The 24744-nt window shown below is 69.9% G+C and carries 22 protein-coding genes and 2 pseudogenes; 9 read left to right on the forward strand and 15 right to left on the reverse strand.

Annotated elements, in window-relative coordinates; genetic code table 11:
- Nucleotides 1-28: 28 nt before the first annotated feature.
- Genes rplT through infC form a run of 3 tightly spaced genes read right to left on the reverse strand, consistent with a single transcriptional unit; the run spans nt 29 to nt 1303 of the window.
- The gene (gene rplT, locus O159_RS09815; RefSeq protein WP_043993682.1) at nt 29-421 is read right to left on the reverse strand and encodes a 50S ribosomal protein L20; all 393 of its coding nucleotides are present in this window, start codon (nt 419-421) and stop codon (nt 29-31) included.
- 31 nt (nt 422-452) lie between these two features.
- Nucleotides 453-647 carry a 50S ribosomal protein L35 gene (gene rpmI / locus O159_RS09820; RefSeq protein ID WP_021755651.1) on the reverse strand — a complete coding sequence of 65 codons (195 nt, stop codon included), beginning with the start codon at nt 645-647 and terminating at the stop codon, nt 453-455.
- Nucleotides 647-1303 carry a translation initiation factor IF-3 gene (gene infC / locus O159_RS09825; RefSeq protein WP_144267764.1) on the reverse strand — a complete coding sequence of 219 codons (657 nt, stop codon included), beginning with the start codon at nt 1301-1303 and terminating at the stop codon, nt 647-649. Before infC ends, rpmI begins: the two co-directional genes overlap by 1 nt.
- Nucleotides 1304-1573: 270 nt before the next feature.
- Between infC and O159_RS09830 the strand changes: the two genes are divergently transcribed.
- Nucleotides 1574-1939, forward strand: a complete 366-nt coding sequence (locus O159_RS09830) for a DUF1844 domain-containing protein (protein ID WP_021755653.1) — start codon at nt 1574-1576, stop codon at nt 1937-1939.
- Nucleotides 1940-1978: 39 nt separating this feature from the next.
- Here the strand turns inward: O159_RS09830 and O159_RS09835 are convergent, their stop codons facing one another.
- The 5 genes from O159_RS09835 to O159_RS09855 all read right to left on the reverse strand — a co-directional run bounded on the left by O159_RS09835 (nt 1979) and on the right by O159_RS09855 (nt 6031).
- Nucleotides 1979-3406 carry an amidase gene (locus O159_RS09835; RefSeq protein WP_021755654.1) on the reverse strand — a complete coding sequence of 476 codons (1428 nt, stop codon included), beginning with the start codon at nt 3404-3406 and terminating at the stop codon, nt 1979-1981.
- A 230-nt stretch (nt 3407-3636) separates the two neighbouring features.
- Entirely contained in the window at nt 3637-4215 is a 579-nt protein-coding gene (locus O159_RS09840; RefSeq protein WP_021755655.1) for a GNAT family N-acetyltransferase, read from the reverse strand.
- Nucleotides 4216-4250: 35 nt separating this feature from the next.
- Nucleotides 4251-4943, reverse strand: coding sequence for a uracil-DNA glycosylase (locus O159_RS09845; RefSeq protein ID WP_021755656.1), 693 nt, complete (start codon nt 4941-4943; stop codon nt 4251-4253).
- 5 nt (nt 4944-4948) lie between these two features.
- Nucleotides 4949-5476, reverse strand: coding sequence for a phosphoribosyltransferase (locus tag O159_RS09850; RefSeq protein WP_021755658.1), 528 nt, complete (start codon nt 5474-5476; stop codon nt 4949-4951).
- A gap of 165 nt (nt 5477-5641) precedes the next feature.
- Nucleotides 5642-6031: a PqqD family protein gene (locus tag O159_RS09855; RefSeq protein ID WP_021755659.1), complete on the reverse strand. Its 390-nt coding sequence runs from the start codon at nt 6029-6031 to the stop codon at nt 5642-5644.
- A gap of 223 nt (nt 6032-6254) precedes the next feature.
- On the opposite strand from O159_RS09855, the gene O159_RS15870 reads away from it, so the two are divergent.
- On the forward strand, nt 6255-6926 hold the full coding sequence (locus tag O159_RS15870; protein WP_021755660.1) for a hypothetical protein: 672 nt from the start codon (nt 6255-6257) through the stop codon (nt 6924-6926).
- A 169-nt stretch (nt 6927-7095) separates the two neighbouring features.
- Here O159_RS15870 and O159_RS09865 read toward each other — a convergent pair whose 3' ends face one another.
- The gene (locus tag O159_RS09865) at nt 7096-8418 is read right to left on the reverse strand and encodes a bifunctional o-acetylhomoserine/o-acetylserine sulfhydrylase (protein WP_043993684.1); all 1323 of its coding nucleotides are present in this window, start codon (nt 8416-8418) and stop codon (nt 7096-7098) included.
- A 110-nt stretch (nt 8419-8528) separates the two neighbouring features.
- Here O159_RS09865 and O159_RS15875 point away from each other — a divergent pair, with 110 nt between their 5' ends.
- From O159_RS15875 to O159_RS09890, 4 genes are all read left to right on the forward strand, one after another.
- The gene (locus tag O159_RS15875) at nt 8529-9209 is read left to right on the forward strand and encodes an SDR family oxidoreductase (protein WP_236609466.1); all 681 of its coding nucleotides are present in this window, start codon (nt 8529-8531) and stop codon (nt 9207-9209) included.
- A 118-nt stretch (nt 9210-9327) separates the two neighbouring features.
- Nucleotides 9328-10488 (forward strand): sensor histidine kinase, encoded by a 1161-nt coding sequence (locus O159_RS09880; RefSeq protein ID WP_021755664.1) that lies wholly within the window; start codon nt 9328-9330, stop codon nt 10486-10488.
- Entirely contained in the window at nt 10485-11699 is a 1215-nt protein-coding gene (locus O159_RS09885; RefSeq protein ID WP_021755665.1) for a hypothetical protein, read from the forward strand. The genes O159_RS09880 and O159_RS09885 overlap by 4 nt, the downstream gene beginning before the upstream one ends.
- Before the next feature lie 34 nt (nt 11700-11733).
- The gene (locus tag O159_RS09890; protein WP_021755666.1) at nt 11734-12387 is read left to right on the forward strand and encodes a response regulator; all 654 of its coding nucleotides are present in this window, start codon (nt 11734-11736) and stop codon (nt 12385-12387) included.
- A gap of 56 nt (nt 12388-12443) precedes the next feature.
- Here O159_RS09890 and aroQ read toward each other — a convergent pair whose 3' ends face one another.
- Nucleotides 12444-12962 carry a gamma subclass chorismate mutase AroQ gene (gene aroQ, locus O159_RS14155; RefSeq protein ID WP_169725684.1) on the reverse strand — a complete coding sequence of 173 codons (519 nt, stop codon included), beginning with the start codon at nt 12960-12962 and terminating at the stop codon, nt 12444-12446.
- Between the two features lie 291 nt (nt 12963-13253).
- On the opposite strand from aroQ, the gene O159_RS09900 reads away from it, so the two are divergent.
- Both O159_RS09900 and O159_RS09905 read left to right on the forward strand, forming a co-directional pair.
- Nucleotides 13254-14534 carry an MFS transporter gene (locus O159_RS09900; RefSeq protein WP_021755668.1) on the forward strand — a complete coding sequence of 427 codons (1281 nt, stop codon included), beginning with the start codon at nt 13254-13256 and terminating at the stop codon, nt 14532-14534.
- A gap of 158 nt (nt 14535-14692) precedes the next feature.
- Entirely contained in the window at nt 14693-15130 is a 438-nt protein-coding gene (locus O159_RS09905) for a YncE family protein (RefSeq protein WP_021755669.1), read from the forward strand.
- Nucleotides 15131-15677: 547 nt separating this feature from the next.
- Here the strand turns inward: O159_RS09905 and O159_RS15880 are convergent.
- The 5 genes and pseudogenes from O159_RS15880 to O159_RS09925 form a co-directional block, all read right to left on the reverse strand.
- A complete protein-coding gene (locus O159_RS15880; RefSeq protein WP_236609580.1) occupies nt 15678-17090 on the reverse strand; it encodes an FtsK/SpoIIIE domain-containing protein in 1413 nt (470 codons plus the stop codon).
- Nucleotides 17087-18760: an FtsK/SpoIIIE domain-containing protein gene (locus O159_RS15885; RefSeq protein WP_236609581.1), complete on the reverse strand. Its 1674-nt coding sequence runs from the start codon at nt 18758-18760 to the stop codon at nt 17087-17089. Before O159_RS15885 ends, O159_RS15880 begins: the two co-directional genes overlap by 4 nt.
- Nucleotides 18761-19433: 673 nt before the next feature.
- Nucleotides 19434-19898 (reverse strand): annotated as a pseudogene (locus O159_RS16605) (FHA domain-containing protein); the annotation flags it as partial.
- 26 nt (nt 19899-19924) lie between these two features.
- Nucleotides 19925-21319 (reverse strand): ABC transporter substrate-binding protein, encoded by a 1395-nt coding sequence (locus tag O159_RS09920; RefSeq protein WP_043993685.1) that lies wholly within the window; start codon nt 21317-21319, stop codon nt 19925-19927.
- A gap of 2 nt (nt 21320-21321) precedes the next feature.
- Nucleotides 21322-24006 (reverse strand): hypothetical protein, encoded by a 2685-nt coding sequence (locus O159_RS09925; RefSeq protein ID WP_021755672.1) that lies wholly within the window; start codon nt 24004-24006, stop codon nt 21322-21324.
- 111 nt (nt 24007-24117) lie between these two features.
- Between O159_RS09925 and O159_RS15895 the strand changes: the two are divergent.
- A pseudogene (locus tag O159_RS15895) lies at nt 24118-24720 on the forward strand (serine/threonine-protein kinase); the annotation flags it as partial.
- Between the last annotated feature and the right edge of the window lie 24 nt (nt 24721-24744).

Below are 24744 nucleotides of genomic sequence, written 5' to 3' on the forward strand. Positions count from 1 at the left end.
CGGACGGACCATTCCCGTGTGGGCGGCGTTACGCCGCAGCGTCCGCCTTGGGGGCCGAGGTGTCGGCCGGCAGCGCCTTCTTGGCGGTCTCGACGAGGGCCGCGAAAGTCGCGGGCTCGGTGACGGCCAGCTCAGCGAGGATGCGGCGGTCCACCTCGACACCCGCGAGGCCGAGGCCCTGGATGAAGCGGTTGTAGGTGAGTCCGTTGGCACGGCTGGCGGCGTTGATGCGCTGGATCCAGAGGCGGCGGAAGTCGCCCTTCTTCTGACGGCGGTCGCGGTACGCGTAGACCAGCGAGTGGGTGACCTGCTCCTTGGCCTTGCGGTAGAGGCGCGACCGCTGACCGCGGTAGCCCTCGGCGCGCTCGAGGATGACCCGACGCTTCTTGTGGGCGTTGACAGCCCTCTTCACTCTTGCCATTAGTCGATATTCCTTACGTGGGTGTCGGGGGTCACTTGCCGAGCATCCGGCGGACGACCTTGGCGTCCACCTCGGGGACCACCTGGTCGGCGTTCAGGCGGCGCTTGCGGTCGCTCGCCTTGACCTCCAGGTTGTGGCGCATGCCGGCCTGCTGCTTCATGACTTTGCCGCTGCCGGTGATCTTGAAGCGCTTCTTGGCGCCAGAGTGGGTCTTCTGCTTGGGCATTACTTCTCCTCGTTCGTCGCCGGGGCGGGCGAACTGTCGTCGGACTGAGCGGCGGCCGCCGGCTCAGCAACCGCGTCCTGGGCACGCCCCTGGGCGCGCGCCTTGGATGCGGCACGTTGTGCGTTTGCCTCGGCCTTGGCCTCGGACTTGTTCTTCAGCGGGCTGATGATCATCACCATGTTGCGGCCGTCGATGGTCGGGGTCGACTCGACGGTGCCGAGCTCGGCGACATCCTCCGCGAAGCGCTGGAGGAGACGCACGCCCTGATCCGGACGCGACTGCTCGCGGCCCCGGAAGAGGATCATGGCCTTCACCTTGTCGCCGGACTGGAGGAAGCCTTCGGCGCGCTTGCGTTTGGTCTCGTAGTCGTGCTTGTCGATCTTAAGGCGGAACCGGACCTCTTTGAGGATGGTGTTCGCCTGGTTGCGCCTGGCCTCTTTGGCCTTCTGCGCAGCCTCGTACTTGAACTTGCCGTAGTCCATGATCTTGGCGACCGGCGGCTTGGAGTTCGGCGCGACCTCGACGAGGTCGAGATCAGCCTCCTGCGCGAGTCGGATGGCGACCTCGATCTTGACGACGCCGACCTGCTCTCCGCTGGGGCCGACGAGTCGAACTTCGGGGACGCGGATACGGTCATTCGTACGGGGTTCGCTGATGGTGTGTCTCCTCTGAGTCGAGCGATGCTTCGCGTGGCTCGGACCATCGGCGACGGTCCGGCGAAAGCGAGGATTCCACGCACCAGCGCGGTCCTGCGATTTCTCGCAGTCCTGGCACAGCACCCTGTCTGCCCTCGTGTGTGTACACGAAGGCGGAGTGCAGCAACCCGGTAACCTTGATGAAGCGGTCAAGCGCGGGTGGGAGGAATCTCCACTTTCATAACCCGGACAGATGCCCGGGAGCCCGAACGATTCTAACAGAGGAAAGCAGTGAGCGACACATCCCCCCACCACCATCATGAGGACGAGGCCATCGCGGGGGCCACCCGCGACATCGCAGAGGTGCCCGCCGTCGAGGTGATCACCACGACCGCGGTGCATCTGATGAGCGCGGCCGCCGTCAAGTGCGGACTGGCCGAGGCCCCCGGGGATCAGACCGACCTGGACGAAGCCCGCAAGCTCATCGACGCCCTCGCCGGGCTGGTCACCGCCAGTGCCGCGCACCTGGGCGACCAGCACGCGCGCAGCCTCCGCGATGGCCTCCGTTCGCTACAGCTCGCCTTCCGCGAGGCTTCCCCCTTCCCGGATGAGATCGGCAAAGGGCCGGGCGAGAAGCACACCGGCACGGTCACCTGAGCCGGCGAGCGCGGGCGATGTCCACGCCGGGGCGGCGCCTCACCAGACCGGCGGCCGGCGCAGATCCCAGCGCAGCCGCCGCTCCAACTGCGCGGCGAGCGACAACAGCGTCCGCTCGCCGCCGGGACGGCCGATCAGCTGGACCCCCATCGGAAGTCCGTCCTCGGTCTGCGCCACCGGGACCACGATGCCGGGAAGCCCCGTGACATTCAGCATCGAGGTGAACGGCGTGTACTGGACCTGCTGCTGGAAGTTGCGCTCGCCGTCCTCGCGGTCGTACCAGCCGACGGGGCGGGGCGTCATCGCGAGAGCCGGTGTGAGCACGGCGTCGAAGGACGCGAGCTGGCGGATGAACGAGCGCTCGTACGCGCTGAGCGCGCTGAGCGCCTCGCTCAGCTCGCGCGCGCCGATCGCCCGGCCGCGCTCGACCAGCCACGCCGTGAGCGGCTCCAGGAGGGCCAGCGCCTCCCCCTCCGCCGGGATGCGCGCCGCGCCCGCCTGCCAGATCGTGCGGAACGCGGGCGCGTAGCTCGGGTCCGGCGTCAGAGCCGTCTCCTCCATCCCGTGCCCGAGGGCGACGAGTTCGGCGACAGCCAGTTCGAGCGCCGCCCGGGCCTCCGGCGCGAGGGCGATCTCGTAGGCGTCGTCCCACGCGGAGGTCGTCATGACGCCGAGCTGGAAGCGGCCCTCGCCGCGGACCGCCGCCGCGAGGAAGGGACCGTCTCCGTCGCCGGGCGCGCGCAGCGTGTAGTGGTGGTCGATGCGGCCGCCGACCCTCGCGATCATGCCGTCCAGCAGCAGCGCGGCGTCCGCCGCGGTCCGCGCCAGCGGGCCGTCGACCACCAGGCCCGCGAGCGAGGCGATGCCGCTGCCGGCGGGAACGAGCCCGCGCGTCGGCTTCAGCCCCACGAGACCGCAGGCGGCGGCCGGGATGCGGACCGACCCGCCGCCGTCCGAGCCGGGAGCGAAGGGCAGCATCCCGCTCGCCACAGCCGCTGCCGCGCCCCCGCTGGAACCGCCGGCGCCGAGCGCGGGGTTCCAGGGGGTGCGCGCGGGCGGCGCGACGAGCGACTCGGTGTAGGCGGGGAGGCCGAACTCGGGCGCGTTCGTCTTGCCGAGGCTGACGGCTCCGGCCGCGTCGAGCGTCTCCACGATCTCGTCGGAGGTCTCCGGGACGAACCCGGACATGACCCGCGAGCCAAAGCCGGCACGGACGCCCACGCGCATCCACAGGTCCTTGTCGCCGGAGGGCAGGCCCCACAGCGGCGCGCTGCGCGGGACGCGTTCGGCCACCTCGTCGGCGCGGGCGAGCGCCTGTTCGCGGGTGACCGCGACGAACGCTCCGAGCTCCGGGTTCAGCCGGTCGATGCGGTCGAGGTAGTGGGCGGCGAGTTCACGGGGCGAGACGCACCCGTTCTGCAACTCCTGCCAGAGGGCGAGCGCGGTCAGCTCGTGGAGGTCTGTCATCCGGCCAGGCTATCCCGGCCTGAGGACGGCAGATGAAGGAGGAGGACGGAGGAGTTCTCACCGATATCCTCCCGAATCTCCTCCCTTTCCGTCACCCGTCGAAAAGGGAGGAGTTGAGGGCCAGTAACAGCGGTGAAAGCAGGAAACGGAGGAGAAAACGGGCACCAACGGCCGAATCCCCTCCTTTTCCATCGGGACAGCGTCGAATTCCATCGGGACAGCGTCGGAGGCTATTTCAGCGATCTCTGCATCAGCACCGTCCCGAGCCAGCGCTCGAACTTGTAGCCGACCCGGCCCATGCGGCCGATCTCGGTGAAACCGAAGTTCTCGTGCATTTTGATCGACGCTTCGGCCCCCTTGTCGGCGATCACGGCGATCATCTCCTTGAGCCCCGCCGCTTTCGAGCGATCGATGAGCTCCTGCATGAGCACCGGGCCGAGGCCTTTGCCGGTGGAGGCCGCACCCAGGTAGATCGAGTTCTCCACGGTGTACCGGTAAGCCCGCTTCTGCTTCCACGGGGAGACGAGCGCGTACCCCAGCACCTGACCGGACGGCGACTCGGCGACGATGAACGGCATCCCGAGCTTCTGCAGATAGCCGAATTTGCTTTTCCATTCCCGCAGCGTCATCGCATCCTCATCGAACGTGACCGTGCTGTTGGCGACGTAGTGGTTGTAGATCTCGCGGACGTGAGGGAGGTCCTCGGCCCGCGCCTGGCGAATCGCGTACTCGAACGACGCCTCGGGCGCCTCGGGCTTACGCAGATGCCGCGGAAGCACCCGGCGCGTCTCGTATTCCTCTTCCAGCACGGTATCCAGGGTACGTCGGGGGCGTTTCGCGCGCGTTACGGCGACAGCGCCCAGTCGACTGGTTTCTCCCCCACCCGCTCCAGCAGCGCGTTCGCACGGGAGAACGGCTTCGACCCGAAGAACCCGCGCGACGCCGAGAGCGGACTCGGGTGGGGCGACTCGATCGCCGGGTTGCCACCGAGGAGCGGCTTCAGCGTCGAGGCGTCCCGCCCCCACAGGATGCTGACGAACGGCCGCCCCCGGGCGACGAGGCAGCGGATGGCATGCTCGGTGATCGGCTCCCACCCCTTGCCCCGGTGCGAGGCCGGCGCCCCCGGCCGGACGGTGAGGACCCGGTTGAGCAGCATGACCCCGTTGCCCGACCACGCGCTCAGGTCGCCGTGCGGGGGCGATGCGAGGCCGAGGTCGTCGCGCAGCTCCTGGTAGATGTTCTGAAGGCTCCGCGGCAGCGGGTACACCTGCCGCTCGACGGCGAACGAGAGGCCGATGGGATGCCCGGGGGTGGGGTACGGGTCCTGGCCGACGATGAGGACCCGCACATCGGCGAGCGGCGCGCGGAAGGCGCGCAGGACGTTGGCTCCGGCGGGCAGGTACGGCCGGCCGGCCGCGACCTCCGCGCGGAGGAAATCGCCCATTGCGGCGATGCGATCGGCGACGGGGGCGAGAGCCTCGGCCCAGCCCGGGTCCATCGACCCGTCTGCGGCGAGTTCGGCGAGAGATTTCGGCATGGCGCTCAGTGGGTGGCCGTCACGGGCGGCAGCACCGACCAGGGGAAGGTGATCCAGCGGTCGGTGCGACGCCAGACGAAATCAGGGACGATCACGGTCCGCGGCTTCGCGTAGAGGCAGACGGTGCGAACCTCCGCGCCCGAGGCGGCGATCAGGTCGACCACCATCGCGAGCGTGCGGCCGGAGTCGGAGACATCGTCCACGAGCAGCACACGTTTGGCGTCGAGGGCGGCGGCATCGAGCATCGGCGGGAGCATGACGGGCTCGGGCAGGCGCTCGCCGAAACCGGTGTAGAACTCGACGTTGAGCGCGCCGCAGGCCTTGACACCGAGCGCGTAGGAGACGGCCCCGGCGAGCATCAGCCCTCCGCGCGCGATGGCGACGACGAGATTCGGCTCGAATCCGGATTCGACCACCTCGCCCGCGAGATGGCGCGAGGCTTCCCCGAACTCGAGCCAGCCGAGGACTTCGCGCTCCGTCTCCGCTGACTCCGTGAGAACGCCTGCATCTGGATCATCGAGTTCGCTGGCCACAGCTCTACCGTACAAGGGCGCGGTGGGTGTTGGCATCCGCAGAGGACGCCGAACGGCACACGGCGCCGGACGAGGCAGCGGGCGGATGCCGGGCCGCCACGACCGGAGCGGCTGGGCCCTGGCCGGCACGGGCACGGTCATCGCGTCCGCAGCCGGCCTGTCCGGCTAAGCGCCTGTCTCAGCGGCCGGCGGGTTCGGCGCACTCGTCGCGGCCGGGCCGCTGTCCTTCGCGCTGCGGCCGGCGTTCGCGGACGCGGCCTCCTCGACCAGGCCGTGCCGTCGCAGCGTCGCCAGGAAGTCGGCGACATCGCCGCGAATGAGATCGGGCTCCACCCCGGCAGCGCTCGCCACAGCGAGGACGAGCTCTCCGGGCGTCCAGCTGGCCGTGTCGAGCACACGCCAAATGAGGGAAGCCGACCCGGCCAGCACCATCGGAGGCTCCCTCAGCCGATCGAGCGCGAGGAGATAGTCGCCGGAGTCATCGGCGACGGCCGCGATGCGGCCGGCGCGCACGATCGCGGGCGGAGCGTCGACATCCGCGATCGCTGCCTCCACAGCGGGTTCCTCCACAGCGGAAACGGGAGCAGCAGGGGCTTCGACGGCGCTCAGAGCGGGCTCGGGCTCCGCGAGGCGCGGCGTTCCTGCTCTCCGCGATCGCCTGTCGCACGCTCTCCGACCGCGCGACCCGGACGGCTTGCAGCATCTTCGGAATCGAGCGCATCGCACGCCCCGCTCGCCGCAGCCGCAGCCGCTCGGCGAAGGAGGCCGACTGCTCGGGATGATCGGCCATGACGTCCTCGCGGGGCGGGAAGAGGGCGTTCCGCAGCACCGCCATGCGCTCACGGCGTGGTGCGGTCAGCAGCTCCAGCATCCAGTCGACCGCGTGGTGGGTGTCGCTGCGCCGCAGCCGCCAGACGAGCATCTCACCGCTCGGCCGATCGGGGGTGCGCACCGCGACACCGAGCTCGGCGCAGATCTCCGCGAGCACCTCGGCGGCGCCGATCCGCTCGACGGCCGCCCCGAGTTCCGCCCGTTCGTCGGCGTCCCCTCGCCGGAGGATCGCGACGAGCGGGTCGAGATGCGCAGCCCGGCGGGTGTCGTCGGCTTCCCGCTGCGCGTGCAGCAGCGCGATCGCGCTGTGGAGAACGCACGGTTCGGGACCGGCACGGCGCCGACCTCCAGCACGGCCTCTGTCCGCTCCGCCCACAGTGTCTCGAACACGAGCTGCGGGTCGGCGAAAGCACCCGGGAACCAGTCGTGGACATCGATGTCGCACGGCCAGCCCGAGCGCACCAGCGTCACCGAGTGCGTGATGAACAGCTGCCAGCTGCGCGACTCCGCGCGGCGCGCCCAGCCGAACTCACGCAGCGCCGCGACGAGGTCGTCGAACCGGGCCGGGTCGGCCCAGACATCCACATCCACCGACACGCGCGGCGCTCGCAGCCCCTGAGCCGCGAGCACCGGACCTTTGACGAACAGGATACGGATGCCGTTGCGCTCGGCCACCTCGCGCACGAGCGTATGGGCGAGGGGAACGGCCGCGCTCAGAGGCACAGCGAGGGGAGGGTCCGGGTCGGGAGTCATTGCACATGATGATATGTGACTGCCTTGAGCAGTGCCTATCCGCTTGCCGCCTCCACGACCGACCGCGCTGCGGCGAGGCCCGCGGAAAGGTCCGCCTTCAGATCCTCGATGTTCTCCAGCCCGACCGACAGACGCACCAGACCGGGAGTGACCCCCGCCGTCAGCTGCTGTTCGGGCGTGAGCTGCGAGTGCGTGGTCGACGCCGGGTGGATGACGAGGCTGCGGACGTCTCCGATGTTCGCGAGGTGACTGAACAGCTGGAGGCTGTCCACCAGCGCGGCGCCGGCGTCCACCCCGCCTTTGAGCTCGAAGGAGAGCACCGCTCCCACGCCCTCGGGGGCGTACCTGTTGGCGGCGGCGTACCACGGGCTCGTGGGCAGACCGGAGTAGTTGACCGAGGCGACGTCCGGGTGGCTCTCCAGGAACTCGGCGATCTCCCGGGCGTTCTGCGTGTGGCGCTCGACGCGGAGAGAGAGCGTCTCGATGCCCTGGATGAGCTGCCAGGCGCTCGCCGGCGCGATCGCCGCGCCGAGATCGCGGAGCAGCTGGACGCGGGCCTTGACGATGTAGGCGAGACCGTCGCCGACCGCTGCGGTGTAGCTCGCGCCGTGGTACGACGGGTCCGGCTCGGTCAGGCCCGGGAACGTCTCGACGTTTTCGGACCACGCGAACGCGCCGCCGTCCACGATGATTCCGCCGATCACGGCGCCGTGGCCACCGAGGAACTTGGTGGCGGAATGCACGACGATATCGGCGCCGTACACGAACGGTCGGATGAGGTACGGGGTCGCGATGGTGTTGTCCACGATCAGCGGCACACCGGCCCCGTGCGCAGCCTGCGCCACAAGCTCGATGTCCAGGATGTTGATCTTCGGGTTGCCGATGGTCTCCGCGAAGAACAGCTTGGTGTTCGGGCGGACCGCCCGGCGCCACTCCTCCGCGTCGTCCTGGTTCTCCACGAACGTGGTCTCGATGCCGAGCTTCGCGAGCGTGTACTTGAACAGGTTGTAGGTGCCGCCATAGATGGACGACGAGGAGACGATATGGTCGCCGGCCTGCGCGATGTTCAGCACCGCGACGGTCTCGGCCGCCTGTCCGGAGGCGACCAGCAGCGCGCCGGTGCCGCCTTCGAGCGCGGCGACGCGCTCCTCGACGACGGCCTGGGTCGGGTTCTGGATGCGGGTGTAGATATTGCCGAACTCGGCGAGTGCGAACAGGTTCTTCGCGTGCTCCGCGTTGTCGAACACGTAGGAGGTGGTCTGGTAGATCGGCGTCGCACGCGCCTTGGTCACCGGGTCCGGCGCGGCTCCGCTGTGGATCTGCTTCGTCTCGAACTGCCAGTCGGCGGCTTCGGTCATGGCGTCTCGCTTCTCGGTGGGCGTCGTGATGACAGCGTCGGGTGATGACAGCACGCTAAGCTCACGGCGGCGCGCGGGCAACGCCGCCGAAACACACCGTAACCGGGACAATGGGCCTTATAAGCAAACGTGTGGTCGTGACCGGGGCGAGTTCGGGGATCGGGGCGGCGACGGTCCGCCTGTTCCGGGAGCGGGGCTGGGAGGTGGTGGGCGTCGCACGGCGCTCCGACCGGCTGGCGGCGCTCGCGGCGGAGACCGGCGCCGAGACCTTCGCCGCCGATCTCACCCGGCAAGAGGACGTCGACGCCCTCCGCGACCGCCTCGCGGCGACCGGGGGCGTCCACGCTCTCGTCAACAACGCCGGCGGCGCGCGCGGGCTCGACTCGGTGGAGTCCTCCAGCGTCGAGGACTGGATCTGGATGTTCGACATCAATATGATCGGAACCAAGCGCGTGGTCTCCGCCCTGCTTCCGCTGCTCCGGGAAGGTGCGCGCGAGACCGGCCACGCCAGCATCCTGAACGTGACATCCATCGCCGGCCACACCGCCTATCGCCATCGAGTCGTACCTCGACTTCCACGGCAACAAGCTCACCCGCCGCTTCGACGCGAACAGCTACCTGACCCTCGTGCGGGCGATGAACTCGCACGACGTCGGCCGCGGGCGCGGCGGCCTCGCGGCGGCTCTCTCCCGGGTGACGGCGACAACGCTGGTCATCGGGATCGACAGCGACCGGCTCTTCCCGGTGGAGGGACAAGAGTTGATCGCCTCCCTCCTGCCAGCCACGCTTGACGGTAGAATCCCTCTGATCATCCGATCGGACTTCGGCCACGATGGATTCCTGATCGAGGACGATCTGATCGGCGGACAGCTGAGGCGGTTGTTCGCTTCCTGAGCGGAACGGAGGGTCATGTCGCGCATCCAGAAGGAGCGTGATCGTCTCCTCGCCTCGACCGCCCGCACCGTGGGGCTGACAGCCACGGTGACCGCGGCCCTCTGCCTGAGCGTTCCCGGAACCCTCCCGGTCCCCCTCTACCTCTTATCGCTCGCGCTGATCGCGTGCATGGCGTACGCCCAGGTCCGGCTCGCCTCGCTGTCCCACCTCACGGTGTGGCTCTCCGTCATCGTCGTCTCCGGGATCGCGCTCATCCTGCTGAACCTGCTGCCGATGCACCCGCTCGAGCCGTCCGTGGTCGCCGCGATCGCGGTGACCGCGGCAGCCGGCATCGCGTCCGTCTCGGTGCTCGGGGTGACGTCGAGACCCCGGATGCTGCTGCTCGTCGGCGCGGTCGCCCTGACGTTCGCGGCCACCGTCGCGACACTCGGGCTCACCCGCTCGCAGCTGGCCGAGTCGCTCGTCTTCGTCGGCGCCGGCTGGATCGCCCTCACGGCGACCGGTGTCTGGCTCTCGCGAACCGTCCCCCGCACGCTCAAGCGGATCTCCACCATGAGCCGCGCCTACCGCGTCGAGCGGCAGGCCTCGGAGACCGAGGCGCGCCGCCGCCAGGGCGCCCGGCTCCTGCACGACACGGTGCTCGCCACGCTCACGCTGCTGGCGCACTCCGGCGTGGGCGTGGGCGCGCTGCGGGAGCAGGCGGCCGAGGACGCGGCCCTGCTCCGCCAGCTGCGTCTCGGCTTCGCTCCCGACCCGAGCCGGTCCGGCGACTACCGCCTGAAACCGGTCGAGGAGTCCACCCTGGGCAACACATTGGAATCGGTCAAGCAGCGCTTCCGGCGGATGGGGCTCGAGGTCAACTGGCATGGCGCCGGCCAGGTGCTCCTGCCGAGCGACGTGCTGGACTCGTTCCTCCTCGCGCTGGGCGAGTGCCTCGAGAACGTCCGCCGGCACTCCGGCGTGAACGAGGCGCACGTCACGATCACGGATGACGAGACGACCGTCCGCGCGATGGTGACGGACGCCGGCAAAGGCTTCGATGTCGCCTGCATCGAGGAGGGCCGGCTGGGCTTCGCCGAGTCGATCGTCGCGCGCCTCCACGATGTCGGAGGCAACGCACGCCTGTTCTCGTCGCCCGGCAGCGGGACGACGGTGGTTCTGGAGGTGCCGAAGTGAGCAAGGCGGACGAGCGCACCATCCCACGCCGCCCGGCCGGCCGCCGCGACCAGGAACGCGACGCCCTGGGGCGGGCCCGGCTGGATCTCGGCTTCAATGTGGCGGCGGTCGCCCTGATCGCCTTCCTCCTCGTGGTGCTGGCCCTCTCCGCTCCCTCCTCCCCGCGGATCGGTCTCAGCCTCGGGGCGTGGGGGCTGCTGCTGGCGACGCTCCTCGTCGCGCTCCTCGTCCGCTTCCGGCTGCCGGAGGAGCTTCCCACCTGGATGTTCGCCGGAGCCCTCATCCTCTGGGCCGCGATCGTGGCCCTGGATGTGGCGGGAACCGCCACCAGCGCCGGCTGGGTCCCGCTGACCGCCGCCGCGGCCGTCGGACCCGCCCTGTTGCTGTGCGTCCCGGTTCGGCCCGCCGGGGAGATCGCGATCGCCGCGGTGGCGCTCGGCGTCGTTCTGACCGTCGTGCTCGTCCTGCGAGCGAGCGGGCAACCGCAGATCTTCGGTCCGAGCCTGGTCACGATCGCCGTCGCCGTCGCTCCGCCGCTGATCGGCGTGCAGATCGTCCGGTCGCTGAGCACACTCGTCCAGCTGGAACTGGACCTCGTGCAGGCGCAGAGCACCGTCTCCTCCCCCGGGTACGCGGTCGGGATGATGGCCTCCGAGGAGCTCGCCCGGCTCGACCTGGCCGCTGAGCGCCTCCTCGACGGCGTGGCGACCGGGCGGACGTCGCTCCCGCTGGACGAGTCCGCTGCGGACGCCGCCGCCAGCATCGCCACCGCGCTGCGCATACGCCTCATCCAAGGCCGCAAGGAGACCTGGCTCTACCACGCGGTCACGGAGTCGGCGCTGCTGGGTCCGGCGGTGACGCTCAACGACCCCGAGGGCCTCGCCGCCGGACTCACCCGCGATCAGCGCGACGGCCTCCTCACCGCGGTCTGGCTGCTCATCAGCGATCCGGTCCGTTCTGGAGCCGGACAGTCCAGAACGTTGACACTCGGCATCGAACGCCGGCCCGTCGCCGCAGCGATATCCGGAGCCGTCTCCACGGATGCCACAATGGCTATCGTTGTGACAGCCACCGGTGTGCCGCGAAACGGGGTGGATCCTGCCGCGTGGCAAGCTATCCGTAGGGTGGGGCGCCATGTGGAGTCGTTCTCCGGCTCGACGCTCCGGATCGAGGTCACCACCGTGAGCGACGCGTCAGCCGAGCTGCCCTGACCCAGCACGGTCTCACAACGAAGAAAGGCTGCCCATGAGCGAGGAACCCCCCATCAGAATCGCGATCGTCGATGATCATAAGATGTTGCTCGGGGCTCTCACCGAATGGATACGCAATGCCGCGGACGACATCAGCATGGTGGCCGCCGTCGCCAGCTGGCCCGAGCTGCTGACCCATCCCGAGTTTCCGGTCGATGTCGTCCTGCTCGATCTGGACCTCAAGGACAACATCCCGGTCTCCCTCAAGCTCTCCACGCTCAAGACGACCGGTGTGCGCACCGTGCTCATGAGCACCTACTCGGAGCCCGCCGTCGTCCGCGAGGCCCTCGCCGCAGGCGCTCTCGGCTACCTCGTCAAGAGCGAGGACGCGGTCATGATCGTCGAAGCGATCCGCGCGGCGAGCAAGGGCGAGTCGTTCATCTCCGCCGAGCTCGATCTCGCTCTCAACGCCGGCGAGGTCGGCGGCGCCCCCAAGCTCAGCGCCCAGGAGCGCCGCGTCATGGCCCTCTACGGCGCCGGAGAGCCGGTGAAAGCCGTCGCTTTCCAGCTCGGCATCTCCGACGAGACCGCGAAGAGCTATCTGAAGCGCATCCGCGAGAAGTACCGCGTCGCCGGCTACGACGTCGGCACCAAGGTGGCGCTGCGGAAACGGGCGATCCAGGACGGGATTCTGCTGCAGAACGACTAGAGGCGGGGCCCTGCGCAAGGGCGGCGTGCGCGCAGCGCGGGAAACGGCCCAGCGTGCTACCCGGCGCAGAGCGATGCGGTTGCTGTTCGCACCGCACGGTCGCTCGTGGCCGAGTCGAGGCCGGCGCTGTGCAGTTCTGCCACGATGCGGGCGACAGCTGCGCCTTCGATGGGGCAGATCGTGGGACGGCCCAGGGCGCCGACGATCGCTGTCGTCGCTGCCGTGATAGTCTCGCGGGCCTGTTCGAGCGACGGATTCGCCGGCGGTGTTCCCTGGGACTCTCTCCAGAGCGCCTGAAAGCCTTCCTGAACGATCTTGCTCGCCTGAATCTGATCCGAAACCACTTTCTGAGCGCGGGCCACGTCAACGCCCTTCTCCGCTGAGGTCTTCGCCGCGGAGGCGATGACCTCGGCTTCGCGTTGCGGGTCCGAGATCGGCACACCCCGCGCGGCTTTGTACGCAGCGACCGCTTTGCTCGCGAGCAGACGGGCGGAGATCGCGGCCATCGGCTCCCGCAGCGGTCCTTCGCCCACGGTCGGCGACGCCGAAACGCTGACGCCCCCCGATGTCGACACGCACCCAGCGGTCGCCCCTGCACACACGATCACCGCAATGACCGCGCCAGCGAACCGCGATGCCACCCCGCTCCCTCTGCCGTAGCCTCGCATCGTTCTCCCCGTCACTTCGCCGTCGTTCCAGCCCGATCGCCGGTTTCGGGCCAACCTTAGACCCCAGCGCCGCCACGAGACCAGAGACGAGCGCCTGCCCGGACCATCGCAACAGCGCTCTCTGCGCCGAGCGGCGTCCGGTGCGAGGGGCGCAACCCCTAGCCACGGCATCGAAACGATTCGATATACACTGACCGGATGAACCCAGTCATCGACGGGCCGACGCGGATGTCGCCGGCCCGAACCCGTCTTGCCCTCCTGGCCCTGGCCCTGGGCGGTTTCGGCATCGGTTCGACGGAGTTCGTCGCGATGGGACTGCTGCCGAACATCGCCCACGATCTGCTCCCACAGTTGTATGCGGCATCCCCGGCGGACGCGAACGCGCAGGCCGGATGGATCATCTCCGCCTACGCGCTCGGCGTGGTCACCGGCGCGCCGACGATCGCCGCGCTGGCCGCGCGCTGGCCGCGGAAGACGCTGCTGCTCTGGTTGCTGGTCGCGTTCACGCTCGGAACCGCCGCGACGGCGTTCGCCCCGACGTTCCCGCTCGTCCTGGCCGCCCGGTTCCTCTCCGCGCTCCCGCACGGCGCCTACTTCGGCATCGCCTCCCTCGTCGCCGCCACGCTCATGGGCCCGGGCAAGCGTGGGCAGGGGGTCGCCTTCGTCCTCTCCGGCCTGACGATCGCGAACGTGATCGGCGTCCCCATCATCACCGGGATCGGCCAGGCGCACGGCTGGCGTCTCGCCTCCCTCGCCGTCGCTGCGATCTTCGCGCTGACCTTCGCCGCGGTCGCCGCCCTCGTGCCATGGCAGGCAGGCGACCCGGCGGCGACGCTGCGGAACGAGCTGAAGGCGTTCGGCAGGCTGCAGGTGTGGCTCGCCCTCCTCATCGGAGCGATCGGCTTCGGCGGGTTCTTCGCGGCCTACACCTACGTGGCCCCGATGGCGACGACGGTGACCGGCCTCCCGGAGTCGTCGGTGCCGCTCATCCTCGTGCTCATCGGCATCGGGATGACTGCCGGCAACATCCTGGGCGGCTGGATGGCGGACCGCAGCGTCCAGCGCAGTATGCTCCTGTCGTTCGCCGCCCTCCTGCTGGGGCTGGTGGCCCTGCTGGTCACCGCCGCCAGCCTGGTGGGGCTGCTCCTCTCTCTCGTCGTCGTCTCGGCGGCCAGCACGGCTCTCTCGCCCGCCATCCAGACGCGCCTGATGGATGTCGCCCATGAGAGCCAGTCGATCGCCGCGGCCCTCAACCACTCGGCGCTGAACCTCGCCAACGCCGCGGGCGCCTTCCTCGGCGGCCTCACGATCGCGGCGGGGTTCGGCTACCTCTCCCCGATCGCCGTGGGCGTCGTCCTGGCCACGGCGGGCCTCACGGTCGCACTGGTCTCGTTCGGGATCGACCGCTCGCGCACCCGCCGCGGCGTCGCCACCGGCGTGATCCACACCCAGCGAGCGGACCCGCTGCCGATCGACTGATCGCCAGACCCGCATCTCGTCAAATTTTTTGATTGCATTTTGCTCGGCCATGTGCTATTACAAACCCCATGAACGTGATCTCTTCCACTGTTGTATCCACTCCCCGGTCTCGGTCTCTAGCTGCGCGCCAGGCACGATGGGGAATAGTTTTTGCTGTGATGCTCGTCACAGTGCCTTTCGGCGGGACAGCCGCGGCTTTCGCGGAAACCACTCCTTCTCCGATCGCGGTTGGCCATTCCCCGGTCGCAGTCGCAGTCGGTCCGAATTCAGAGAATGTGTATGCCGTCAACCAAGATGACAACATGGTATCGGTGATCCATCAGTCATCGCAGGAGGTCGTTTTCACGATCCCGGTGGGCCAGGCTCCGACGGCGGTCGCAGTCGGTCCGGATTGGAAGATCGCGTACGTCACCAACGGGGCCGCCAACACGGTGTCGGTGATCGATGCCGCCTCGCAGAAAGTCACCTCCACAATCCCGGTCGGTAAATCCCCGATGGCTGTCGCGGCTGCTCCGGATGGAAAGAACGCCTACGTCGCTAACAATGCGGACAACACGGTGTCGGTTCTTCCGGTTCCGGCGCCCGCTGCGCCCTGACACCCTGAAGAAGCGGTGGAGCCAGAGCGCTCCTCGGCCAGGTGCGCAGGTGGAGTTTGCCGGCATGGTCCTTTCATCGACCGGGCACGGCTAGGGCTTGGGCAGGAATGCCGTTCTTGCCCCTTCCACTGAGACAAGAGATCGCCCCCGCCGTCCGGCGGGGGCGATCAAATCACTCAGCGCCGGTTCAGAACCCGCCACCAGCAGTGAAAATATCCTGCGAAATACGATCAAGCTGCGTCCGAAGCTCCTCAAGCTCCTGCCTCGCCTTATCCAACGCAGCCTTCGTCTCCGGCCACGTCGACCCCCGGAACCTCGCCGCCAACGGCCCATCCCACACAGCGGAGTCAGACAGAATCCGACCCTGAGCATCCAACTGAGAGATCTGATCCGTGAACCCCCATTCACAATCGACTGAATCTGACGGATAGCCGTCTTCGCCTGCTCGGTCGAAAGCACACGCGACATCATTCCACTCCCCTCATAACGGCCCAACCGGACCAAAACCACTTACCACCCCGATCCTTCCAATACAGAATCTCTCATGTCAAGTTCCAGTCGGACTCACCGACTGAACCAACACCACAACACCCCCAGAGCAGGCGTATCCACGGCCCGGAGTGACGGCGACCGGAGCCCGGCTCGGAAGCGAGGCGCCGAGGAGGTCGCCGTCATAGCCGAGGTCCGGCTGGAGCAGCACGCCGCAGCGGGCCTTGCGGACCTCCTTCGTCCAGTGGCTGTAGAGGCTCCGGAGCTCGCCGCTCCGGCCGGCCGCGACGATGCACAGCCCCGGGCGCTGACCGGAGATCAGCGAAGCGATCGACTGGTCCGTATCCTCGACCCGTTCCGCGTCGTCGATCAGCAGGACGACCGGCCCGGCCTCCAGCCGGAGCGAGGCCACGAGGGCCGGGATCTCCTCGGCGCTCCCCGCGGTCCGGTCCAGTTCGGCCGTAGCGAGCGGGGATCGGCGGTCGTGGATTCCCCAGACCTGGCCTCCCGACGCACGCACAGTCTCGGCGACCGCGAGGAGCAGCGTCGACTTGCCCGAGCGCGACGGCCCGGCGATGAGAAGATGCTCCTCTTCGTACACCTCGAGCATGGCCGGTGCGAGCGTGTCCTCGCGAACGCCCACCGGGATGGGCCAGGGCTCGCCCTCGATGGTCGCAGCGGCGCCGAGCTCCGCCACGGTGATCCGGTCGGGCAGGCTCCCGATGACATCGCGCTTCGCACCGATGGCCGCCCACCGGCCCGCGACCGCGTCCACCGCGCTCGCGAGGCCGTCGGCCGGGATCGCGACATGACTCTGCGACAGGGTCGTCGTGTCGACATACCGGCCGGGCACCGCTGCGGGGATGGATGTGCCTCGAACGCCCAGCGCCGAATAGTCGTAGGCGTCGGCGAGCCGGAAGAGCCACTTCTGGGTGGTCACCTCGTCCATCGCCGAGGGAACGGCCTTGGCACGGGTCGTCGAGACGGCGAACCACATCCCGACGCTCGGACCGTCGGCGTACACACGGTAGAGACCGTCGAGCAGCTCCTGTCCGTGGTAGTCCTGGAACTCGTCGCGGAGCGTCGCCAGCCCGTCGAGCAGGACGAGGGCGCGGCGATGCGTCCCCTCGTCGGAGGAGCGGCGTCGCTCGAACTCGGCGAGCAGGTGCCGCAGGAACCGTGTCTGCTTCTCCTTGGCGCCCGCGCCGGAGCCGACATAGGCGACGATGTGCGGCAGCTCAGCGAGCGGGGCGAGGTCACGGGAGCCCATGTCGAGGCACAGGATGTCGAGGTCCTCCGGAGACGTCTCCGCGGCTGCGGTGAGCGCGATGCTGGAGAGCGTCGTGCTGGTGCCGCTTCCGGCGATGCCCATCAGCATCAGATTGCCCTGGCCCAGATCCCAGCCGGAGGGGGTCTGCCGCTGCAAATCGGGTTCGTCGGCGAGGGAGACGGCGATGAGGTTTCCGCTCATCCCGGCGATCTCCCCGAGCGCCACTGCCTCGCCCAGCGCCTCGGGCCAGACCTGACGAGGTGGCGCGAACCCGGCCTGCGCGTTCGCGGCGACGACAGCGTCGATGAGGTCGTCGAGGTCGGTCGCGCCATCGCATCGGCTTTGGCCGGCGTGCCGCGGAGGGGGATCGGCACGCCGAACGCGTCCAGCAGCTGCACCTCGACGGCCTCCGCCGTCTCCTGCTGCGCGCGTCCAGTGACGAGGGCCGTCTGCACCGGCGTGATGTCGTCCTGTCCGAGCTTGACATAAGCCCGCCCCGTCTGCGCGCGGCCGATGGCGGAGGCGGAGGGGACGCCGATGACGTTCGAGGAGTCCTCCCTGCTCTGCACGCGCAGAGCGACACGGAGGTTCGTGTTCGCCAGGATGTCCTCGTTGACCACGCCCGCGGGTCGCTGCGTCGCGAGGATCATGTGGACGCCGAGCGTCCGGCCGACCGCGCCGACGCTGACCAGGGAGGCGAGGACGTCCGGGAAGTCCTTGGCGAGCATCGCGAACTCGTCGATGACGAGAAGGAGCCGCGGAAGCGGTTCGGCCGGTTTCGTCGCGAGATAGGCGTCGAGGTTGTCGACATCCTCCCCCGCCGCCGCGAACAGACGCTGCCGGCGCTGCATCTCGGCCTCGAGAGCGCGCAGAGCGCGGTCGGCGAGCTGCTCGTCGAGGTTGCTGATCGTGCCGATGGTGTGCGGCAGGCGCTCGCACGCTTTGTAAGCGGCCCCGCCCTTGAAGTCGATCAGAATGAAGTTCAGCCGGGTCGGATCGTTCCTGGCCGCGAGGCCCGCCACGAAGGAGCGGAGGAACTCGCTCTTGCCGGAGCCCGTCGTCCCGCCGACGAGGCCGTGTGGCCCGTCCTTGACCAGGTCGAGGGTGAACGCCCCGCTCTCGCCGGAGCCGATCGGGGTCGAGAAACCGGTCGGTGCCTCCCACATCCGGCGCACCGCCTCCGCATCGAGGCTCCCGGCGTCGAGCAGTTCCGGAAGACGCACCAGCGAGGGCAGCGACGCGCCGGGCACGATGAACTCGGGGTCGTCGAAGTGCGCGAGACGGCGTGCGCCCTCCTCGGCGGTCTCCGGGCCGACGCCGGCGAGGATGACATCGTCCACCGTCGAGAGGTCCTCGGGGCTCCGGACCGTGGCCGAAGCGTCCCGACCGACCTCGATCACCGTGGTGCATACCGCCGGGAGCTGGTCGGCGGTGGTCGCGATGACGATCCCGCTCACCCTCGTCTGCCGTTCGGCGCGCCGCGGAGCGTCCGACATCGAGCGGCCGTGCCCGAGCAGGGCGCGACCGGGGGCGTCCCGTCCCTCCGTGAGGACCTCGGAGTCGAGCACCACGAGAAGGCCCGGCGTCGGCAGGGAGTCGATGCCCTCGTGCAGACCGCGCAGCATGGTCGCGCTGGCCTCGCGCCGCGCCGACAGCCAGCGCTGTCTCCCGCTGCCGCCGACCTGCCGGGTGTGCGGCAGCCAGGAGGCCCACGACCACTCCGCCTCCCGGCCCTGGTCGCAGAACACCCCGATCGTGAGGTCGGCGGGACCGCAGTGGACGGCCGCTTGAAGAAGGAGGCTCCTGGCCAGCGCGAGGGCGCCAGCCCGCTCGCCGACGATCCCGACCACACCGGCGTCGGTCAGGTCCACCAACCAGCACCGGCGCCATGACGAGATGGCTCTCCTCGAGCGCCGTCCGCACCCGGTCGTCGAGCCGCTGGACGCCGGTCTGGTCCACCTCCGGCCGCCAGGGCGCATCGCCCACGCCGGCGTGCAGCGCGAGGAAGTCGTCGGAGTCGGGCCGGCGCTGCCAGAGGAGCGTGGACGGGAGCTCGGCGCGCCTCAGCGTGACAACCGGGTCCGGGATGAGCTCCTGCCTCCGCAGCCGTTCCGTCGCCGCGATGTCGGAGCGGAACTCCTGAAGCGCCCGGTCGAAGCGCTCCTCCTCTTTGAGGGTGCGCGCCCGGCGGTGCTTCTGCTCGAACCACATGCCGATGGCCATCACCGGGCTGAGCGCGGCGAAGAGCGCGAAGCGCGCGTCGCCCATGATCATGACCATCGCACCGGCGAGGACGAGCGGGGCGAGCACGGTGATGACATTAAACTTCGACGCCGGCGGAACATCCTTCGGCCTCAGGGGGACGACGGGTTCCGTCTCCGCCGGACGGCCCGACCGCGGCGGGCGGTTGAAGGGCGCGGTCGCCGCCGGTGTCAGATTGGGCAGCGAACCCGGGGCCGGGGTGGGCGTCTCGGCGAGCGCGGGGCGGACGCTGAGGACAGCGCCGCCGACCAGGACGGTGGCCGGCCCGGTGAGCAGCTCGCCCTCTGCGTCGATGCGGCGACCATCGACGATGGTGCCGTTCGTCGAACCGCTGTCGCGGATTCGCACCCCGTCCCCCTCGAGCGACAGAGTGCAATGGCTCCAGGAGGCGCTCTCGGTGTGGAGCGCAACATCGGCCTGCGGGGAGCGCCCGACCACGAGCTCGCGGTGGTCCAGGACGGGCACGATGCCGCCGACGGCCTCGCCACCGGAGAGCGAGACGCTCCACCCTGCCACCCGGGCAAGCACGCGACCCGGCTTCGCGGAGACGAGCGACCCCTCCAGAAGGACGAGGTCGCGCAGTTCGGTCGTCGCTGTCACGGCCACGCCGTCCACGAAGAGCCGCTCCCCTTCCTCCAGACGATGCCCGCCTGTCGCCCTCACGAGTTCGGCGACGGTCGCCGTCGGAGCCCATCGGCCCAGCTCGACCGCCTCGCGCCGACCGTCGATATCGATCACCACCCGCACAGCGGCCTCCCTTGGTCGTGTCGCGCCTAGCGCCCGGACGGTTCGGGGAACCAGACCAGAGACACCCCGCCGCCGGTGCCGGCGGCGGCCGGGCGCAGTGCCAGGTCCTGTCCACTGGCCGCGAGCGGTGTGACGGGGCCGGCGAGCGCCGACGGACGCGAGAAGTCGAGCGTGGGTCCGGCTCCGCCGTTCTGGGGACCGAGCGCGGAGTCTCCGAGGGCGGAGGCGACGCGGGAGGGGTCCATGCTGTCCGCAGCGCAGACGGCACGGACCAGGGAGAGGACCGCGTCGTGGCTGCGCGCGTCCGCCGCGGGGGCGACCGTGGCGAACGCCGCTTCACCGGTGAGGTTCTTGGCTCCGGGGTCCTGAGCGAGCAGGCGGTTTCCGGCCAGGAAGGCCGACATCCCCCGGCCCGCGGCCGTCGCGTCGAGCGCGATGGGGTCGCCCCACGCAGCGCCGACGGTCTGGAGGTTCGTGGCGACGCTCCCGCCCTGAGCCGCGAGTGCCGCGGCGAAGGCCGGACCGGTCGCCGAGCCCGTCAGGATGATCGGCACGCCGACGTTCCTGGACTGCAAGGCTCGCACGATCGCGGCCTGCTGCCCGGGCGCTCCGCTGACGATGACGGCGTCGTTCGCTGTGCCGGGCTGCTGCCCGGGAGACGTCCCCCCCTCCGCGGGGACGCCGAGGTAGACGCCGTTGGTCGTCGCATCCGCCTCGGTCCGCCGGGCGATCTCGACCGCCAGCGCCTGGAGGTCGGCGCCCTGCTGGAGCGCGATCCGGTCGGCCTCCGCGAAGCCGTCCGGCAGCCTCGGCCCGGCGTCGATGTGCAAGGGGCGCTGGGCTGCGCCGACCGCCTTCGTCAGTGCCTCGCGCTCCGCTTTGGCGGTCGGGGCGAACGTCCAGCTGCCCTCCGCCTTCGCGGCGCTGGAGGGCAGCGGCGCGTAGGGCAGGATCACCGGCACGCCCGCGGCCGAGGCCGCGGCGACCGCACCGCTCAGGTGGGAGCCCGAGGAGGCGATCACGATGCCGGAGACGCCCTTGCCGACGAGCCGCCGGACAGCCTCCTTGCCCCCGTCGGCCGTTCCGTGGTCGTCCTCGGAGACGAGGTCGACCGCGGTCCCGCCGAGCGCCAGCCGCTGCTGGGCGACGCGGGCGCCCTGAGCGGCCCCGTTCCACTCGGACCCTTCGGCCGAGCCGCCGAGCGTGACGATCACGCCGATGCGGGTGTCCTTCGGGACCGGGACGCCGGAGAGCGCGACCGGGACCGTCACGGCGACCGGATCGGCGGCGTCGCTGGCCGTCGCCCGCAGGGCGACGGCGGTCGCGGCGATGACTGCGGCGACGCCGACCACGCCGCCCGCAGCGATCAGGACCCGCTTGCGGGTCCAGCCTCTCCCGGGCGCGACCCTTCGACTGTGCATGCTCACTGGCCTCCGCCGATCTGGAACGAGTAGATGGTCTGCCAGCTCGCCCCCGACGGCACCGTCAGGTGGAAGGGCGGGTAGGCGGCGGCTTCGTCCAGCGCCGCCGAGAATTGGGCCTGTCCGAGCAAGATGCCCGCGATGTCCTCAGCGCGGATGTTCGCGTAGCCGGCCGCGTTCTGGGAAGCGAGCGCGAGCTGGAAATCGGCGGTGTCCGATTTGGCCGCGCTGGCCGACATCGCCCCCAGCAGCCCGGCCCCGCCCGACGACCGGTCGCCGAGGTCGAGCAGGACGCCCTGGAGCAAGGCGGTCGCCGACACGACATCCAGCGCGGAAGCGGTGGTGCTGCGAGCGATGCCGTCGAGGGCCTCCGCCGTCCGCTCGCTGAGCGCGGCCGTCGCCTTCGCGTCGGTCTCGGCGAGCTTGCGCTTCTGCTGGTCGATCATCCGGCCGGACTCGTCGAGCACGCGATCGGAGGTCGAGGTCAGCCCGGCGATCGTGCGGTCGTACGAGTCGGTCAGCGCCTCACGGCTGAGGCGGCCCTGCTCAGAGACCACCCGGATCTGATCGCTCACGGTCTCCGCGACCCGGCTGTTCGTGTCGTCGGCGGCGTCCTGGAAGGCCTCGGCGATGGCCGCCGCGAGGGTGTCCTGCTGCTGAGAGACGGCGAGGAGGTCACCGCGCAGAGTGTCCGCGTCCGTTCGGACGGCGCTCGCCTGCGCGTCGGCCAGATCCAGCGCTGCCAGCAGCTTCCCCCGCTGGTCGGCGTCGGTCGACTGCGCGGCCGTCAGAGCCTTCTGCGCGGCCTTCAGCGCAGCCCGCACCCGGCCGAGGGCCGAGTTCGCGTCGTCGGGGTCGGTCGCCTTGTGGACCGTCGTCCACGCCGTGGCCTGGGCGTCCAGCCGCGCGTCGAGGGCCGCGGAATAGCCGGCCGGAGCCGTCAACGACGTGACGCCGTCACAGGCGGTGCCGGTGAGGTAGGACCGGAGTTCGTCGCGCTGAGCGGCGTCGAGAACCCCGTCGGCCTCGGGGATCTGACAGAGGGCCGCCGCCAGGGCCGCGTTCTGGGCGAGGATCGAGCCGGGCTCCCCCGCGCCTCCGAGCTCGGCGAGCTGGGCGCCGGCCACGGCGTGCAGGGTATCGAATGCTTCGAGCCCCACGATGGCGTCGTCGAGCCGGTCGGAGACCGCGGCGAGAACAGCGGGCGTCGGGATGGTCTCTCGCAGGGTGCCCAACCGCGCGATCACCGTGTCGATGTCGTCGGAGACCGTCCCATAGTGCGACACCGCATCGTGGACGAATTTCGAGTCGAGCGAGCCGATCAGCTCCTGGCCGCGGGCGACGAGCTGGATCATCGTCTGGGTCGCCGTGACACCGGCGTCGTACAGCGCACAGGTCGCCGACGGCTCGGCGCAGGCGGCGTCAGCGGGTTCCTCCGGCCCGACCGTCCGCTGAAGGTCGGCGACGATCCGGTCCCGGCAGCCCTCGTTGGCCTGCGCATAGGCGTCAAGCTGCCCTGCGAGCTGGAGGAGGCTGGAGTACATGGTGCTTCCCGCCTCCGGTGTGCTCACGGTCGCCGCGCAGCCGTCGCCCTCCAGGAGGGACGGCGGGGTTCCCCAGGTGTCGCCGAGCATCGCGACCATCGAGTCGACGGTGCTGCGCAGTTGCGCGGACATGGCGCTCTCGGTGCTGCTCACCGAGGAGTGGAGATCCCGCTGCAGCCCCGTCAGCTGCTCGCCGAGGGAGCGCATGCTCGCGGTGAGCGACTCGCTGCTGCCACGAAGGTCCTGCGCCGTTCGCACGCCCAGCGTCTTGGCCGTGTCGTCGAGATTGTCCCGCACCTCGGTGATGGTCACGCCGGCCCGGCTGAGGATCGCGTTGACGTCGGCGATGACGGTGATAGTGCGCTGCTGCAGGCCCAGCGCTGAGGTGGGGCTGGTGTCGAACGCCGATCCGAGGACACCCTCGAAGGAGAGATCGGTGTGGATGCCCGGTTGCAGGGCGAGGTCGATGCGGGGCACGGCGAAGTCCTTGACATCGGCCGCGAGGGAGAACCGGGCTGTCGCGCCGGTCTGCGGCGGAGCGAGGATCGACGCCCACTGCCCCACCGCGTCCCCGACGGGGCTGGAGCTGACGACACCGTTGGTCGTTCCGTTGTCGTCGCCGCCGACGATCACGACGGAGGGGCCGGTGGTGCCCAGGGTGGTCGAGGCCACGATGCTGAGCGGGGCGCCGACGAGCGCCGGTGCGGTGCGCTTGGACCCGGCGACGTCGTAGAAGACGGTCCGGGGAGCGACGGTCAGGTTCTCGACGGCGACACTGAGTTCGAGACGGCCGGTGTAGCCCTTCAGGTCGGAGAGATCGGAGCCGGATCTCTTGTCGGTGCGGTACTGGGTGATCACCCGGACCGGGAGGTCGTCGACGACCTCCTCCGCCCGGTAAGACGTCTCGGTGCTCGTCGTCTCTTTGGACTCGGCATCGAGGTAGACCGCTTTGCCGTCGATGGCCCGCACAGAACCGTCCGACGTGAGAGCGACGTGGACGGACTGAAGCACCCGCGAGGACGAATCGGGCGTGCCCGCCGTCGGCGCGCATCCCGCGAGCAGCGCCAGCAGGGCGGCTCCGCCCAGACCGGCGAACGTCCGGTGACGGAAGCGTGCGCTGCGAGAGCGCGCAGAGAAGCTCAAGATCAGGTCCCCCTCGGATGGCGATCGGCGATGCGCGCGGTCTCGGACAGACTCTTATCGCATCAAATGCACAATACAATATGCCAGAAGACGGAGAAGGAGGGGAAATCGATGGTTCAGCCACGACCGGGCGACGCCCTCGGGGCCGGGTACCGCCTCGTGCAGCATGTCGGCGCGGGAGCGGCGGGGGATGTCTGGCTCGCAGAGACGACGGCCGACGGCCCCCGCTTCGCCGCGAAGATCCTGAAGCCGGAGCACACCAAGGACCCGACGCTCGTGGAGCGGTTCATCCGGGAGCGGTCGGTGCTGATCGGGCTCCGGCACCCGGGCATCGTCGCCGTCCGCGATCTCGTGGTGGAGGGCGAGACCCTCGCCATCGTCATGGATCACATCCCCGGCGGCTCACTGCGCGACGCCCTGAGCGAGTCGAAGACGCTCCCCGCGGCGGATGCCCTGACGGTGACGTCCGAGGTCTTCGACGCGCTCGCCGCCGCGCACGAGCAGGGGGTCGCGCACCGCGACATCAAGCCGGACAATGTGCTCCTCACCGAGCCGTGGCAGCCCGGCGCCCGCGATGTCGTGCGGGTGACGGACTTCGGGATCGCCTCGGTGGTGGATGAGCGCACGCGGCAGACGACCGGACTGCTCGGCACACCGCTCTACATGTCGCCGGAGCTGATCAGCCGCGGACGCTCGAGCGGCGCGTCGGATGTCTACTCGGCCGGCATCCTGCTCTAC

This window comes from Leifsonia xyli subsp. cynodontis DSM 46306, assembly GCF_000470775.1.
GTDB classification, from domain to species: Bacteria; Actinomycetota; Actinomycetes; order Actinomycetales; family Microbacteriaceae; genus Leifsonia; species Leifsonia cynodontis.